Below are 16,501 nucleotides of genomic sequence, written 5' to 3'. Positions count from 1 at the left end.
TTCTTTTTTCGGGACAGTTAATAAAAATTTCTTTTTAATACTTGCTAATGTGTAAAACCTAAATTAAAATATTATATATCATATAATATTAAGGGAGGCAAAGCATGGCAATTCAAATACCAACTCGTTTGCTAGATGGTGCAGTTTTAGCTTTTCTAAAACAAGATGATCTGTATGGCTACGCTTTGACGCAAAATGTCCAAAAGATTTTTGACATCTCCGAGTCAACTATCTATCCAGTGTTACGCAGACTAAAGAAAAATAACTGTTTAACAACTTATGATGAACCATATCAAGGTCGTAACCGGCGTTATTATCACATTACCGATGATGGCATAACTTTATTAAAAACCATACAAGATGAATGGCTAGATTTTAGTGCAAGAGTTAATCAAGTATTAGGAGGACAAAATGACCAAAGTAATTGATGATTATATTTCCGAACTTGAACAAAACTTAGTCGATTTACCTGAAAAAGATCGTGAAGATGTCGTTGAGTTTTATCGTGAATTTTTGTTAGATGGTGATTTTGTTAGACGCTCAACAATTGATACTGAACTAGGAACTCCCAAGCAGCTGGCAATTAACATTATGGCCGATTATTCAACCAAAGAAGATTCTGCTCCCGCCAAACCTGAGACTCCTAAGTCAAACTTAAAAGCAAGCTGGTATATTTTGTTGGGAATTTGTGCTGCACCAATCGGCATCCCGCTCATTTTGGCAATTTTATTCGTGATCTTCTTTTTACTGGCGGTTTTCTTTGGCTTATTTTTCGCCTTAGTAGCCTTTTTGTTCAAATTCTTCGTCGGTGGCGGCCTAAACTTTCTTAGGTCACTGGCCCTTCTATTCACCAGTAACTGGCCAACAGGCTGCATCTACTTAGGTAAATCGTTAATTTGTATCGGTGTCATCCTGCTGTTACTTCCGTTTATCGTCAAACTAGGCCAAATTTTGATTGCCAAGTGTACCCAAATTATTAGAAACTTAGGTAAAAACCTGCTTAAGAAAAATTACTTTCAGACGAGTTCTGAAAAAAATACTAATGAGGATAAATAAAAATGAAAAAGTTGTACAAAATCTGTGGGCTAATCTTTGGACTGATAGTACTTATTGGTCTCATTCTTCTAGTCGTATTTAGATTAAATGATAACCCATCACATGATTATAATGGTAAACACGCTCATTATAATGCAAGCAAGACTTTTTACGTTAAAAAGTTCGGTAGTATTAAGTTAGCCTGTTACAGACCCGATATCCGAATCTCACTTAAGGATATTAACAAGTTCAAAGTGGTAGTTAGAGGTGGGCACGGAGCAGACATCAAAAAAATAAAAACTAAAGTTGAGCATAATGTGCTCACTATTTCGGATCAGCCTGAACATAATTATAACGATGGTTATTACAGCGTTGATGTTTATCTTCCCGCTAAAAACGCAGTGAAAAAGATAACTGGTTTTTGTGCAGAAGGCGATTTCTATATCAATAGTTTAAACGTTCCCCGCATCAATTTGACAATAGAAGATGGCGACATCTTGATTAATAAGCTTACTGCGAAAAACCTTGACCTAAATTCAAATGACGGTGACCTCAAAGTAAACCAGTCGACTTTTTCACGTAGTTCACTAAAACTAAATGATGGCGATGTTAAGATTAGCGACTCTCAAATACTAAATAACAGCTCAGTTATATTGAACGACGGCGACTTTTCAATGTCAAACGCGCCTAAGATCAACTATGTATTGACAAATCACTCGGATGATAAAATCATTTTTAAAGGTTCTTACCATTCCAACCATTTTGCAAAAAAAGTTAAAAATAAACCCGTACTAAAAGTTACCAGTATGGATGGCGATATTCTAATTAATTAGTGGGCAAGTAAATTACGTAGATGCTTTCTTGGTAAGTAGCAACTATTTTAAAAAAACGTAGCCCCAAACAAGGAGGACAGCAATGAAAAAGTTTTACCAAATTAGCGGCTTGATCGTCATTATTGGCATCATTTTATTTATTTTTGGTCATGCCAAAGGCGGAAATGATGATATCAATAACATTCATTCGGGCAGGACAACTAATATTGGCAATTCCTTTAATCACGATGAAAGTAGTAGAAAGTCCCATCACGTAGCAGCCAAAAAGCGCACTTTTAATTTAGACAAGTTTTCTAAGATTAATATTGATGCTGAAGAACCCAACATCCAAATTACTAAGGGAAACGACTTTCAGGTTACTATCAGCGGCCCCAACGTCAAAAAGATTAGTGCTAAAGTTGAAGACGACCAGCTGACTATCTCTGACAATAATGCTTATGAGGACGGGACTTATCAGGTAAATGTTACCGTTCCGGCAATTGGCTCTATCAAAGAAATAACAGGATCATGTTCTGAGGGCAATATTCATTTAGCTGACTTATCTATCGCTGACCTCGACTTGCAGGTTGAAGATGGTAATATTAGTGCTGAAAACGTGACAACTCACAAAGCCAATCTTGACCTGGTTGACGGTGACTTAAAAATTACTAATTCAACTTTAACCAGTGGTATCTTGAACTTGAGTGATGGTGATTTAACTGTTACAAATAGTCAATTTAAAGTAAAGGCAACTTTGGGTGACGGTGATGTCAGAGTCAATGATTCCAAGTTACTGGCTGACAGTTCCTTTAATTTGAGTGAAGGAGATTTCCAAATGAGCAGACCTCCTAAGACCAGCTATCAGTTGTCAACTTCTTCAGAGGGCGAGCTTGTATTTCACGGTAATAACTATCACAGACATTTTGTTAAAAAATTGAGGGGTACGCCTCTACTCAAAGTTTCTTGTGGCGACGGTGATATTCTTATAAATTAACTTATGCGGGACGCAAATAATTAACCACATAAAATAAAAAGGCCTGGATTGATTTTAAAACTTAATTCAGGTCTTTTTATATATCTCTATCAAAAGTAATAACTACCAAGTTTAATTTTTTATTGCTTCACTTAAACCAGCATGATATTATAAATTAAAATAAAAATTAAATTAGTGTTAAAAAGATAAGAGATAGCTTAATTATGAAAATATATATTAACGGAGACTTTGACGCTGAAGAAGAAAAAGTAGAATCACAAGAAATTGATTTAGAAAATTTTATTAACATAGATGCCCAAATTTACGCCGCTAGTGTTACTGTTCAAGTGGGCTCTGCTTTTCATATATCAACTCATGATATTAATCCTGAGCGCATGAAAATCAGTGTCGCAGAACAAACTCTTTTTATTCGTGAGCAAAAGCCTCAATATTATCAGAATCATCGGGAAAAAATTTATATTCGCAAAACTAAATCTGAATTGATAATTACGGTTCCCCAGACTGCCATACTCAATGAAGTACAAATAAAAGACTTTGCCGGTAGCATTATTTTGAATGACCTAAACATGCAACAACTTGAGATCAGAGAAAATGCCGGTTCGTTAAAGTTAGAGGGGGCCACGATTCAAAACGAAGCTAAAATACGTTTAGATGCTGGCAGTTTAGATATCAATCACTGTAAGATGAATTCTAACGCCAGACTAGCTGCCGGATCTGTCAAGATCAAAGGTTTACAAGGAAAAAACCACTTTAAACTGGCTGCTGGATCACTAAAAACATTAGGCGATAGAGATGATCAGACTGATTATGATTTATCTACTACTTTAGGCTCAATTTATTTCCATGGTAGTAAAATAGGTAAACATTTTTACAAACACGACGATAACGCTAACCAATTAACTGCTTTCAGCTCGGTAGGCTCAATCAAAATCAAATAAAAAAGCCTTGCTTTTGACTAATATGGGTCAAAGCAAGACTTTTTAAATTCCTCAATTATCGTCGCACATCAATTACGAATGAATTAATATCACCACGGTATTCGGCGATCGAATATTCAATTGGCTGCTCGTCAGCCGTTAACCCCTGAGTGTGAAAATAAAAAATAGGTTCGTTAACCGCTATATTTAATAAGTTAGCGGTAGTTTCACTTGCTGCCAGCACCTCTAGTTTTCTAATTACACGTGTCACTTTCAAGTGATATTTTTCAAGCGTGCTGTATAAAGAAACTTGAGCAAAATCATAATTAATTAATTCAGGTACGCGTCTCTTAGGCACATAAGTTGTTACTAAAACTGTCGGTTGGTTATTGGCATACCGTAATCGTACCAACTTAAAAACAGGCTCATTTAGTGGTAATTGTAAATTCTTACTTACCTCGGAATTGGCTTTTTCTTCATTAAAATAAAGCAGGTTAGTTTTGGGATAAATGCCCTTGGCACTCATTTCCTCACTATAGCTTTCAATTAAATGCGTAAATTCTTGTTCTATTTTTACCTTTTTAACTAATGTGCCCCGTTTACGCTTTCGCTCCAGATAGCCTTGATGCACCAGTTGGGAAATTGCTTGGCGCACCGTTGGCCTACTTACCTGATACTTCTGCGCCAAGTCTATTTCTGGTGGAATAATTGAATTTTGCGGGTAAAATCCGGTTTGAATTTTAGCTAACAAATCATTGGCAATTACTTGGTATTTAGGAAGTTCTTTCTCTGTCAATTTACCCCACCATTTTCAGATTACTAATAATGTCATTACAATTATTTACTATATCATGCAAAAACCAGTGTAAAGTAAGAATAGTCTTCTAGCTTCACAGCGGCTTACTAATTAATTATATTTCAATGGCACTAATACCGTCTTCTGCAAAACGCTTTTTTAATGCTTCAATAATTTTGACTCCAGAACTAGTACCAATACGCTCAGCCCCAGCAGCAATCATAGCCAAAAAATCATCAGTATTGCGTATTCCGCCTGCAGCCTTAACCTTGACATCTGGGCCTACGGTTTCTTTCATTAACCTGACATTTTCTACTGTTGCACCAGCAGTACCGAAGCCGGTAGAAGTCTTAATAAAATCGGGCTTGACCTTTTTAGCTACTAAAGCGAGTTGTTTAATTTCTGCTTTAGTTAAATAGCAAGTTTCAAAAATAACTTTACATGGTACCTGGTGCTGATGGCAGAGCTTTACCATTTTTTGCATTTCATCTTCAATATAAGCCCAGTTATGAGCTCTGACTTGCGATAAATTAACGACATAATCGATTTCATTAGCACCATTTTTTAAAGCGTCTTCAGTTTCCGCCAATTTGCAGGCTATTGTGGTTTGACCTAAAGGAAAGCTGATAGCAGCGCCAGTATCAATATCAGTTCCTTTTAACTGCTCCGCACAAAAATGTGATTGTACCTGGTTAATAGCTACCATTTTAAAATGGTATTTTTTAGCTTCTGCACAAAGTTTTTTCATATCATCTTCTGTCGCATCAGCATGTAAATTAGTATGATCAATCAAACGGGCAAAGTCATCAATTGTATATTTCATTTTATTCTCCTTTTGTAATTACATAATGTCATTTTAGTAGTGATAAAATATAATGTCAACTGCTAAATACGCATTTATTACTGCTGATGTAAATTTTATGTATTTACAAAATTAATAAACTATTATTAATCACTAAACACGCTGAAAATTATTGTCAGACTGAAATTATTTTTATAAAAATAGTAATTTATACCATTTTTCAACTGCTAAGAGAGTAGAATTTAAGGGTAGACTCTTTTTATATACAAATTAGTAAATGGAGCCGAATAACAAATTAATCATTTACTATATGAAAATATTTTTATATTTAATTTAGCTCTTTTTTAGAAGCCTTTGGCCCCCTTTTTAATCTGGTATAATTCATGATAGAATTACTTAATGACTGTATTGAAAGAAGGGTTTCATGGGTAAACATAAATACTACTACCAGCATTTAACTGATGATGTAGTGGTCACTAAGAGCCAAGAATATCATTTGCCTGAGAATTACACTATCTTTCCTCACTCACTTGGTGGCAGAATTTGGTCCAAAATTGTGCGTTTTCTTGCTCATTTAATCAGTATTATCTATATTCGTTTAATTCTGCGGGTACGCATTGTCGGCAAAAGCAAATTATCGCTGCTAAGGGATCAAGGCTATTTTATATATGGCAACCATACACAAGCCTTTGGTGATGTCGTTTTGCCACTCAGCATTATTTCTGCCTCAGATTATTATGCTATCGGTTCACAAGCAAACTGGAGTCTTCCAATTTTAGGCAAGTTGGTTTTGCCCTATTTTGGGCTGCCAGTGGGTCAGAACCTAAACCAATCTGGTAAACTGATTAAAGCTGTCACTGCCGTCATTAAAGCTAAAAAAGTAGTTGTTATTTACCCTGAAGCTCATGTTTGGCCTTATTACACTAAAATTAGGCCTTTTCCTGCCACCAGCATGCACTTTCCTGTTATGTTAGCTGCTCCCAGCTTTGCCATGACAACTACTTATTCCAAGCCAAAAAGAGGTACAAAGCCAAAAATGACAGTTTACATAGACGGTCCTTTTTATCCAGATACAAGCCTTAATAAAAAACAGGCGCAAAAAAAGCTGCACAGCCAAATCTACCAAGCAATGCAAGAACGCGCTCTTTTGAGCGATTACGAGTATTGCACTTATCAAAAAATAAATTAAGGAGTTCTAAATGAATATTCTTTTTTGCGGTGATCATAACGCCGAAGATGGCATTCTTATCGCCACTCTTTCTTTATTAAAAAACAGCGGCGCAGAAGAACTCCACATTTACATTCTAACGATGTACACGCAAAGTTTTCATAAAAAGTTTAAGCCCTTTAGCAAACACGCAGCGGACTATTTAAAATCTCTTTTGGTAAAGCAAAATCCTCATAGCACTTTAAAATTAATGGACTGTACCGGCTTATTTGTCAGAGAACCATTAATAGCCAACATGAGCACACACTTTACCCCTTATGCGATGCTGAGATTATTTGCGGATGAAATTCCTCAATTGCCAAACAAAATACTTTATCTTGACGCTGATGTGATTATCAGGCGCAGTTTGGTCAACTTTTATGAGCAAGATTTATCCGGTTTTGAATTTGCGGGTGTCCTTGATTATTGGGGACGGTACTTTTTCCACAATTTTCATGAACACAAAATTTTTGACTATGTCAATTCAGGCGTATTGCTGCTTAATTTGCCTGAAATCAGGAAAACTAAGCTATTTACCAAAATCAGGCGTCTGTTACAGACCAGAACCGTTTTAATGCCGGATCAAACTGCACTCAATCGGTATGCTAGAAAAAAGAAAATCGCGCCCCGGCGTTATAATGAACAGTATAAATTGCAGTCAGACACTGTAATTCAACACTTTACCACGAGTTTTCGCTTCCTGCCCGTTTTTCACACATTAACAGTGAAGCCCTGGGATGTGACAAGAGTACACGAAGTATTAAAATTACATGAATATGACGACATTCTGACTTACTATCTCAATGTGAAAAGCAATTTATAAAAATAATGTTTGGAGAAAAATAATATATGACAATTCCAGTTTTTTATGCTATCAGTGATGACTTTACTCAATATGCAGCTGTATCACTTAATTCTTTAGTGCAAAATGCTGCTAAAACTAAAGATTACACCGTCTACTTTTTAAGTCAGGATTTATCTGAGCAGCATAAACAAGACTTGCAGGCATTAGGTGCTGCTAACGTTCACGTTAAGTTTTTTAAAATTAATGATGAAATAGTTGCGCCCATTCAAAATCGGACTGAAAACTTCCTGCGGGCTGATTTCTTTACTATGTCAATTTTTTACCGCTTATTCATTCCTGATCTTTTCCCGCAATATGATAAAGCTATTTATATTGACAGCGACACTGTCGTTAATGATGATATTGGTAAATTATATGATACTGAACTTGGCAATCATTTGTTTGCTGCCTGTACAGATTCTTCAATTCAATACGTAGCAAAAATGGTTGCTTACATCAAAAATGTACTGGTTTTAGATCCCAAGAAGTACATTAATTCTGGAATGTTGGTTTTAAACTGCAAAGCTTTTCGCGACGAGCACTTTATTGATCACTTTATGCACCTGCTGACCAAATATCATTTTGACTGCATCGCTCCTGATCAAGACTACTTAAATGAAATTGGGGATAAAAGAATACTGCATCTTGACCCTAAATGGGACGCGATGCCAAATGACAATACCGAACCCCTGGCAAATCCCAGCTTAATTCACTACAACCTTTTCTTTAAGCCTTGGCACTTCAAGAACATTCAATACGAAAAGTATTTCTGGAACAGTGCAAAAGAAACCAAGTTTTATGAAGAACTCTTAAGCGAGCTCAATAATTACACTGATCAGCAGCGTGATGAAGATCGGCATAAGTTAGATCACATGCTGGCTAAAGAAGATAAAACTATTAATGACCCTCATAACTGGGCAAATGTGAAAAAGCAAGGACCTGTCAGTTTATGATTATTGGTGACAATCGTGAACAAGTTATCCACAACATTGAAAACGCCGTAAAAAACGGTAACTGGAATGCAAAAGTTGAAGTCGGTGATCCAGTTTTATCTCTGAATGAAAGTAAAGATCTAGTCAACAATTTTTGGCAAGAGCAAAAAACCATTAAAGGCAAGGTAAATGACCGGATTGGCCACTTATTCTTTAATAGCCTGACCCATTTTTTAACTTCATCTACTACGTTCACCGGTCTGGAAAATCTGGCTAATTTGCCCCAAGGTGGAGCAATTATAACTGCCAATCATTTTAACCAAATTGATTCGCTGCCTATCAAGCACCTGGCAAATAAAACACATCATTCTTTAACAATTGCAATTGAAGATACTAACTTGAAATTACCCGGAATTTTATGCTACTTAATGAACTACGTTGGCACTATTCCCCTAATTCAAGTTCCAAGCTATGTGGGTACGGAATTTCCTCGTCATCTGCATGATGCGTTAGAGCAAAACAGCTGGGTTTTGATTTTTCCAGAACAGGAAATGTGGTGGAACTACCGTAAGCCCCGGGAATTAAAGCGTGGTGCTTACTATTTTGCTGCTAAGCAAAACGTACCAGTGATCTCAACTTTTATTGAAATACAATCAACTGCAAAAATAGAAAAAAACCACCCCAACTTTTACCAAACCAAATATGTAGTCCATGTTTTACCGCCGATTTTCCCCGACGTTAAACTAACTGCTAATGAAAATTCCAAGCTAATGATGAAACGCGACTATCAACAAAAAGTTGCAGCTTATGAAAAGGCTTACCAACGTAAGTTAGATTTAACTTTTACCCCGTGGGATATTGCTGGCTGGCGTTTTAATTATCAAAAAGAACAAAATAAAAATTAGACTTGCTCATTTTTTGAGCTTATAATGTAGGTGACAAATAGTAAGTGTATTTGGAAAGGGGATAATTCCAATGGAAAAATTTACAAAAGAATCTTTAGCAAAATACGATGGTAAAAATGGTAATCCAGCCTATGTAGCAATCAAAGGCGTCGTATATGATGTTACTGGTAATCCGCACTGGACTGATGGTGAACACCATGGTAACCTAGCAGGACGCGACTTGACTGTAGCAATAGGACAATCACCTCACGGTGAAAGTGTCTTGGGTAACCTGAAAAAAGTCGGTACTTATGAAGATTAATTAACATAAATAGTTAAAAAAGCAGGTATATATTTGTATGCCTGCTTTTTTGATGAATAAACTACTTTTCTAAGTCTTTTTCTAATAAATTCTGGTCGTTATACACTCATATACCAATAAAATAGTTTCTTTTAAATATCAATTGGGCACATCATCCACAGAAAATATGTTATTAACGTGATTTATGTAAGGAATCTTATTCTAGTTTCAAAAAATCCTTTGTCTAACGACTAATTAGTCTAATATCAGACAGTAATGAAAAACTTAAAAAATTGGCGTTTATTAACTCTGTTCATTATTATGCTGTAAATTTTTAGTTAAATAATGTACAATTTTTGTCTAAGGGAGTGACGCTCATGTTACAAATCCAACCCGTTTCAGCATTAAGAAATTACAATAAAGTCCTTGATAAAGTTAGAAAAGATAATCCTGTTTTTCTCACCAAAAATGGCTAGGGCAAATTTGCACTCATAGATATCGAAGAATATGATGAATTTACTACTGCTCTTGAGCTGGTAAACAAAATTAAAAAAGCTGAAAAGTCAAAGCACTATAATTTTGATGAAATCAAAGGAAATTTATTCAGCTAATGTTTTGATTAGAATTACTTTCATTAATTAAGGCGCATCGAATTACGATGCGCCTTTTTATTATTTTGCAAACAATTTTGCTGCCGCCTTGATATTTTCTTGGGCTGGCACAGGAATTCTACCCAGACCATCAAGTCCAACGTTTAGAAGGTAATTGATTCCCAGACTATTTAAATGCTTGCGGTAATGAGCAATTGTCATAGGCGCTTTCCAGTTTTGATCGCGGTAAGAAAAGCCCCAAGAGTCATTAATTGTACCCGCTGTTTCATATAAACCATACTTAGAGGGCTTAAATCCAGTAAGTGAATTATAATCAGTATTGCCCTTACTTTCTTCTTTTGTACTGGGGACTTCATTATCGCCCAGTGAAACATAATCATATTTACCATTACCCAGTCGTGAATTAATTAAACAATTTGGCTGCAATTTTTTCACAGTATCATAAATTTCTTGACTCTGCGCTTTTGTCAGCGTCATTGGTACATCAAACCAAGCCGTGGCTATTTCGCCGTAATTACTCATTATCTCTTTAATTTGGGGTAAGATTTTAGCAGAAAAACATTGCGCAAAGTTTTTATTTTTCTGCGGAAAATCCCAGCTATTATCCCAAGTTGATCCAGCTGATTCAATAGTATTAGACAGATATCCGCCACCGTTAGGTTCATGCCAGTCTAAGTCTTGAGAGTAATATAGTCCCAGCTTTAAACCATTTTTTGCGCAAGCTGTTGCAAGTTCACCGATGACATCCCTATGAAATGGTGTTGCGTCATAAACATTATAGGGATCTACTTGTGAGTGGTACATAGCAAAACCATCATGGTGTTTAGTTGTAACGACTAGATATTTCATACCACAGCTTTTGGCAAAAGCTACAATCTGATCAGCATCAAAATATATTGGATTAAACGCCTCAGCAAGCTGGCTGTATTTGGCATTAGGTATTTGCAATTTAGACTGAATCCATTCGGCATATACACCTGCTGCTTTGCCTTGATATTCTCCGGCCAGAAGCGAATATAACCCCCAATGGATCATCATGCCGTACTGAGCGTTTTTAAACCACTCAATGTTCTCGTTTGCAGTCATACATTTCTCCAATACTAAAGTTACCCTGAAAATACTTAATATTATTATTAAAAAGTTTAACACTTATTTTGCACATAAATTTGGTTTTAACTAAAAAAGAGTTAGCCTTAATATTTAAAGCTAACTCAAAAATACCTCTTATTTTAAGAAATTTTACGATAAAGCTAAGTAATTTTCTGCATTACGTAAGTCTGCAATCGATAGTTGACCCGGTGCGGAGGTTTGACCCACTGCCCCAAAGGACAAACTAGAACCGAAAACTTGACCGGCTATTCTGGTAACTTTACCAATATCGCCCATAGCCATAGTAATCAAGGGATTAGAAATTTCTGCATTCATTTCTGTCGTTGCTGCTAAAAGAGTTAAAACATCTGCAGCGCTATGAGGCATGCAGGCTAACTTAGGGACATCTGCACCAAGTTGAGCCATTTTTCGTAAACGAAATTCAATTACGTCTTTAGCTGGCACCTTTTCAAAGTCGTGATTACTCATAATTACTACGACATTGTAGTCATGAGCTAAGTTCACTAAAGATTTTACTCTTTTTTCAGTGTGGAAAAGTTCAATATCAACAGCATCACCAAGTCTATTAGTAATGACATATTCTATTAAATTTAAATATTGGTCTTCATCCAGACTGCAAACTCCACCTTCATTTTTAGTGCGAAATGTGACCAAAATAGGCAGCTCGCCCACTTCCTGCCGCAATTTTTTGGCAGTAGTATTTAGCTTGTCAAAGTCATTAACTCCTGCAGCATAATAATCAATACGCCACTCCATTAAATCAGGTTTGGCAGACTTAATCTTTTCAGCTGCAGTCAAAATTTCTTCTGCGGTTGTTCCGACATTAGGGACGGCAATTTTGGGCAGTCCTGCTCCTAAAACAGTATTTCTAATCTTTACAGTAGCCATTAGTCAATCCCTCAACTAATCGTTGTCGTCTGAAAATATAATCTCACGAATATAATCGGTTGGCATCTCTTTACCTGTCCACAGCTTAAATGATGCTGCTCCTTGATCAATCATCATGCCGATACCGTCATAGACATGCTTAACTCCGGCCTCTTGTGCCACTCTCATTAACTTAGTAGTTCTAGGAGAGTAAACCGTGTCAAACACCACCATATCCTGATGGAACCATGATGGATCTGAAACTAACGTCTTATCTTCAAACGGCTTCATTCCGATGCTGGTTGCATCACAGTAAATATCACTTTCTCCAATTGATTGTTTAAATGCTTCCTGATCAGATAATTCAGTAAGAGAAACCTTGCAGTCAGTGTTTTCACGAATAGTTTTAACAGTCTTTTCAGCTTGAGGCCAATTTTTATCTCTAATGTTAAACATTCTAATTTCCTTAGCACCATCTAAAGCTGACTGAACCGCTATCGGTGTTGCAGCACCACCAGCACCCGTTAAAGTCATAATCTTACCTTTAATATCAAAGCCTTCATCTTTAAGTGATTGCACAAAACCGATACCATCAGTGGTGTAGCCTGTCAAAACGCCATGATCGTTCACAATAGTATTAACAGCATCACACATTTTAGAAGCAGGTGATAATTTATCGAGGTATTGAATGACCTCTTTTTTATTAGGCATCGAAACGTTGGAACCACGCATATCTAACGTGCGAATGGCGTCAACTGCGCCCTTTAATTTATCGTTGCCAACTTCAAAACAAAGATAGGTGTAATTCAAGCCCAGCTTAGCAAACGCATTATTGTGCATTGTCGGTGACATTGAATGCCGAATAGGATAAGCCATCAACCCAATTAAGTAGGTATGACCATCGAGCCAACCAGTAATAGGACCATTAACACCAGTAATTTTATTAGTCATCATTTTTCTCCTTTATTAAAATTAAAAATAATTAATCTACGTTAATTTTTAGAAGCACCAGACACTGCATCGGTTGAAGCAGGTGAAGTCGTGGTCAGTTTTTGATAATTAGCATTATCAGCAGCCTCTGTTCCGGCAACAAAACCTGAAGCATAAGACCAAGAATTCATCATACTTGGCATTGAATCATGACCATTAGCACCGCCAACAATCTCACCAGCGGCATAGAAATTATCTAGTGCTTTAAAGTCTTGGTTTAAAAGTTGCATACGCTGATTAGTTTCATAGCCACCAAGGGTAGTACAAAAACGTAATTTCTGCTCAATCACAAAGTAGGTATCGCCTTCATATTTATGCATAAACTGGGAAGGACGACCAAACTCAGGATCATTACCTGAGGCAACGTATTTATCATAGTCAGTTAAAGTCTTCTTTAGGTTTTCATAATCAATGCCGGCTTTTTGAGCCACTGTCTTTAAGTCTCCGCTAACTAAAATCGGACTCCTCTTGCCATCAAGATCGAAGAAACCTTGCACTTCGTCTTTGCTAAAACCATATTTAAGCAGCAATTCATAAAATCTGTTCCAAGTTCTCTCATCCATTACTACAAAGGCAATTTTATCCTTTTGCTCAGCAATAGCATCCCTAAAGTGAGTGTATGGGGCAGATTCATTTACAATTCGCTTACCACTGGTATTGACAAAAATAGCACCCATGTCTGTAGCTTCTTTTGTTGAATAGGTAGTTAGTTTGGCGATACCAGGTTCAACTTCTAAACCATGGGGGTAAACTTTATACCAGTCAAGATTGCGGGAAGCCAAATTCATATTTTTAGCAAAATCAAAATAATCACCAGTAGAAGTCATCGGGCCGTAATAAGGAATATTAGTCTTATGTTTAAGGTAATCACGGGCACCCCAGCCACCAGCTGCCATAACTAAGGACTTAAAGTTTACGGTAACAGTTTCATGTTTGCCTTCAGCAACTAATGAGACAAGCTGGCCCTGTTTATTTTTATTAAGTTGTTCCACCCGAGTTTCAAGTAAAATTTTGCCACCCTTTTTGGTAAAGGCATTTGCCACTTTAGAAACTACTTCATAAGAACTTTCTGTGGGCATTTCAATTTGGCGATCAACAGAATGCTCAATAGTTTGTGTTTCGGCCTTTTGATAGGTTAGGTCCGCAAATTCAGTAATAAAATCAACTGCTTTACCAATATTTTGCGCCAGTAAGTTTGAAAGTAAGGGATAATTTGTCCCCCGGCATTCACGGGCAATATCTTGAACTAAAAGCTGCGGAGAATCTTTTTGGGCTTCCTCACCAAATAAAGTAGCTGCTAATTTTGAACCGGTACCAACTACGTTTGAGCCATTTAAAATTGTAGCCCCACCGAGATAACCATTTTTTTCAAGTAAAAGAACATTTTTACCCATTGATAATGCCCGAGAGGCAGCCATTAAGCCAGCCATCCCTGAACCAATTACTGCTACATCTACATCATAAGTTACATCTTGATGTGACTGATCACTAGGTTTAGCAACAATATTTACACCATTTTCTTTTAAGGCCTTCTTCCCAGAGTCAAGCATGGCTTGCGTCATAATGGAAGCACCGGAAATAGCGTCAACAGCGAAACTTTGATTATTAATAATATTCTTTTTTAATTTACCCACAACCTGGTTGAAGATACCTGGGGTTTCTGCAGTTTTGGTTACATTAATATCGGCAATTTGGTTATTTTCAACTTTAATATCAAAATCGATCTGACCATTTCTGCCCTCTGCTGTTGCTTTAATTGTTTTTTCTGACATAACTCCACCTTCCGTTTTACATTAATTTTTGATGTTGAAATTTTTACTACGACTAATTAAGACAACACATAGAACTACCGAAATGATTGTTATGACTGTAGTTATCCAAAATACCATTAGTGTACTTGTAGCGTTAGCCTTTAATACAAATGCAGCTACAAGCGGTGCCACAAAGTAAACTACGGCTGGAGCAAAACTGTAGTATGAAGTAATTTTTCCGTGACTTTGGGGGAAATAAGAAGTCAAAACAGAAAGTCCAACCTGCCATACTCCTCCTGCAGTAAAGAAACCGACAGCCAAAGCACCTATTTCACCGGCTAACAGGGACGGCTTTAAGACCATAAATAGTAGACCAAGAGCAGTGATTGCCGAATATACCATAATTAAATTCAATCTTTTTACCTTAGTAACTAAAGCTGATGTCACAAACACAGATATTAAGGAAGCAATCGAATACCATGATACAAGCTGATTGGCGTTAGCAGCAGGCTCATTTAACACATACTGCCCGTAGTAAGGAGCATAAAGAGAAAAAATATAGAATGTAAAGCAAAGCGTAAAGCCTAAACCAATAATCATCAGGCCATCAACGGCTAACTTAGGCTGATTCTGCTCACTAACACCAGTCTCTTGTTTTTTCTCTGTTGCAGGTGCGGCTTTTGCTTCAGCTTGTGGGGCAAAAGCCGTCTTCATTGTAAATACAACATCCAGTAAAATAATAATGACTAGTATTAACGCTGTAATCTTGGGGTTTTTAATTATTTTCACGCAAAATGGAAATACCATTTGCATTACTTGCATTGCAGCTTTAACAAACGAGTTCATTGTAGCTGTTTTATCCGGAAAAGCATCTGCAAGTGCAGGATAACCCGCAGTATCGCCAAATGAATTGGTTGCACCGAAAACCATTGCCGCTAAACCGGCTACCCAAATATTATTGGCAAAAACAGCACCAAGAAGAAAGATTGCGTCACTTAACAATGCAATTAACAAAGTCCTTTTGCGACCAATCTTATCTGAAATAGCACCAGCAAATAGAATTGTAAAAATTCTACCCAAGCCCACCATTGCAATTACAAGCGAGACTTGGGTTTCAGTAGCATTCCAAGAATGGGCCAATATTTCCCTATATTGACTAATAAATAAGGTAGCTGCTCCCACAACTGCAAAATGGATATAAACAGAAGCGGCAACACCACTATAACTTTTACCTTTTTTCATAGCTTTACCTTTCAAAATTAAGACTGCTAATATTTCAGAAATAAATATATCTTATTAAAACGGATATGAATAATTATTTCTGATTGCTAAATTATAAAAAATAACTATAATTAGCAGCATTTGTACCCTCTATTGTCTTGTTAAACAGATACTTATCAGGTATCTCACAATAGTAAATTGTATATCCGTATTGCCAAGGCCGTTTAAAGTTATTTGTTAACGCAAAGAAAGTTGCTAGTTTTTTAAATCCCCTTTGTCCGGAACAACAACTACTAAATAGAGCAATCAACAATAAGCTAGGAATATTAATTTTAGCAATAATAATATAAATAAATCTTGTAAGGGCTTTACAAAAATGAGTATAGTGTTTTTTAATATAAGTATTAAATATAAAAATACTTTTTGA

General features: G+C 36.4%; 17 protein-coding genes. 10 read left to right on the top strand and 7 right to left on the bottom strand.

The genetic code is table 11. The features are described 5' to 3' along the window. Nucleotides 1-104: 104 nt before the first annotated feature. The 5 genes from LACWKB8_RS00650 (at nt 105) to LACWKB8_RS00630 (ending at nt 3,779) form a co-directional block, all read left to right on the top strand. The gene (locus LACWKB8_RS00650; RefSeq protein WP_038520749.1) at nt 105-428 is read left to right on the top strand and encodes a PadR family transcriptional regulator; all 324 of its coding nucleotides are present in this window, start codon (nt 105-107) and stop codon (nt 426-428) included. Beyond that, entirely contained in the window at nt 412-1,056 is a 645-nt protein-coding gene (locus tag LACWKB8_RS00645) for a DUF1700 domain-containing protein (RefSeq protein ID WP_052059612.1), read from the top strand. The genes LACWKB8_RS00650 and LACWKB8_RS00645 overlap by 17 nt, the downstream gene beginning before the upstream one ends. Before the next feature lie 2 nt (nt 1,057-1,058). Beyond that, a complete protein-coding gene (locus tag LACWKB8_RS00640) occupies nt 1,059-1,868 on the top strand; it encodes a DUF4097 family beta strand repeat-containing protein (RefSeq protein ID WP_038520746.1) in 810 nt (269 codons plus the stop codon). Between the two features lie 82 nt (nt 1,869-1,950). Then, nucleotides 1,951-2,841, top strand: a complete 891-nt coding sequence (locus LACWKB8_RS00635; RefSeq protein WP_038520743.1) for a DUF4097 family beta strand repeat-containing protein — start codon at nt 1,951-1,953, stop codon at nt 2,839-2,841. A gap of 203 nt (nt 2,842-3,044) precedes the next feature. Then, complete coding sequence (locus LACWKB8_RS00630) at nt 3,045-3,779, top strand: DUF4097 family beta strand repeat-containing protein (protein ID WP_038520740.1); 735 nt, start codon at nt 3,045-3,047, stop codon at nt 3,777-3,779. A gap of 55 nt (nt 3,780-3,834) precedes the next feature. Here the strand turns inward: LACWKB8_RS00630 and LACWKB8_RS00625 are convergent, their stop codons facing one another. Beyond that, entirely contained in the window at nt 3,835-4,554 is a 720-nt protein-coding gene (locus LACWKB8_RS00625; protein WP_038520738.1) for a GntR family transcriptional regulator, read from the bottom strand. A gap of 115 nt (nt 4,555-4,669) precedes the next feature. After that, nucleotides 4,670-5,377 carry a deoxyribose-phosphate aldolase gene (deoC, locus tag LACWKB8_RS00620; protein WP_038520735.1) on the bottom strand — a complete coding sequence of 236 codons (708 nt, stop codon included), beginning with the start codon at nt 5,375-5,377 and terminating at the stop codon, nt 4,670-4,672. Nucleotides 5,378-5,780: 403 nt separating this feature from the next. Between deoC and LACWKB8_RS00615 the strand changes: the two genes are divergently transcribed. The 5 genes from LACWKB8_RS00615 to LACWKB8_RS00595 all read left to right on the top strand — a co-directional run bounded on the left by LACWKB8_RS00615 (nt 5,781) and on the right by LACWKB8_RS00595 (nt 9,545). Continuing rightward, on the top strand, nt 5,781-6,545 hold the full coding sequence (locus LACWKB8_RS00615; protein ID WP_038520732.1) for a 1-acyl-sn-glycerol-3-phosphate acyltransferase: 765 nt from the start codon (nt 5,781-5,783) through the stop codon (nt 6,543-6,545). 10 nt (nt 6,546-6,555) lie between these two features. Next, the gene (locus tag LACWKB8_RS00610) at nt 6,556-7,386 is read left to right on the top strand and encodes a glycosyltransferase (protein ID WP_038520730.1); all 831 of its coding nucleotides are present in this window, start codon (nt 6,556-6,558) and stop codon (nt 7,384-7,386) included. A 26-nt stretch (nt 7,387-7,412) separates the two neighbouring features. Beyond that, nucleotides 7,413-8,360 carry a glycosyltransferase family 8 protein gene (locus LACWKB8_RS00605; protein WP_038520727.1) on the top strand — a complete coding sequence of 316 codons (948 nt, stop codon included), beginning with the start codon at nt 7,413-7,415 and terminating at the stop codon, nt 8,358-8,360. Next, nucleotides 8,357-9,244, top strand: a complete 888-nt coding sequence (locus LACWKB8_RS00600; protein WP_038520724.1) for a lysophospholipid acyltransferase family protein — start codon at nt 8,357-8,359, stop codon at nt 9,242-9,244. The genes LACWKB8_RS00605 and LACWKB8_RS00600 overlap by 4 nt, the downstream gene beginning before the upstream one ends. A 70-nt stretch (nt 9,245-9,314) precedes the next feature. Beyond that, the gene (locus tag LACWKB8_RS00595; protein WP_034981697.1) at nt 9,315-9,545 is read left to right on the top strand and encodes a cytochrome b5 domain-containing protein; all 231 of its coding nucleotides are present in this window, start codon (nt 9,315-9,317) and stop codon (nt 9,543-9,545) included. Nucleotides 9,546-10,195: 650 nt separating this feature from the next. On the opposite strand, the gene LACWKB8_RS00585 is transcribed toward LACWKB8_RS00595, so the two are convergent. From LACWKB8_RS00585 to LACWKB8_RS00565, 5 genes are all read right to left on the bottom strand, one after another. Further along, entirely contained in the window at nt 10,196-11,221 is a 1,026-nt protein-coding gene (locus LACWKB8_RS00585) for an alpha-L-fucosidase (protein ID WP_038520722.1), read from the bottom strand. A 153-nt stretch (nt 11,222-11,374) separates the two neighbouring features. Continuing rightward, complete coding sequence (gene aroD / locus LACWKB8_RS00580; protein WP_038520718.1) at nt 11,375-12,133, bottom strand: type I 3-dehydroquinate dehydratase; 759 nt, start codon at nt 12,131-12,133, stop codon at nt 11,375-11,377. 15 nt (nt 12,134-12,148) lie between these two features. Next, entirely contained in the window at nt 12,149-13,063 is a 915-nt protein-coding gene (locus LACWKB8_RS00575; protein ID WP_038520716.1) for a shikimate dehydrogenase, read from the bottom strand. 41 nt (nt 13,064-13,104) lie between these two features. After that, the gene (locus tag LACWKB8_RS00570) at nt 13,105-14,874 is read right to left on the bottom strand and encodes an FAD-dependent oxidoreductase (RefSeq protein WP_038520714.1); all 1,770 of its coding nucleotides are present in this window, start codon (nt 14,872-14,874) and stop codon (nt 13,105-13,107) included. Nucleotides 14,875-14,895: 21 nt separating this feature from the next. Further along, nucleotides 14,896-16,095, bottom strand: coding sequence for an MFS transporter (locus tag LACWKB8_RS00565; RefSeq protein WP_038520712.1), 1,200 nt, complete (start codon nt 16,093-16,095; stop codon nt 14,896-14,898). Between the last annotated feature and the right edge of the window lie 406 nt (nt 16,096-16,501).

The organism is Lactobacillus sp. wkB8, from assembly GCF_000761135.1.
Classification (GTDB): Bacteria; Bacillota; Bacilli; order Lactobacillales; family Lactobacillaceae; genus Lactobacillus; species Lactobacillus helsingborgensis.
This window is presented reverse-complemented; position numbering and strand designations above follow the sequence as displayed.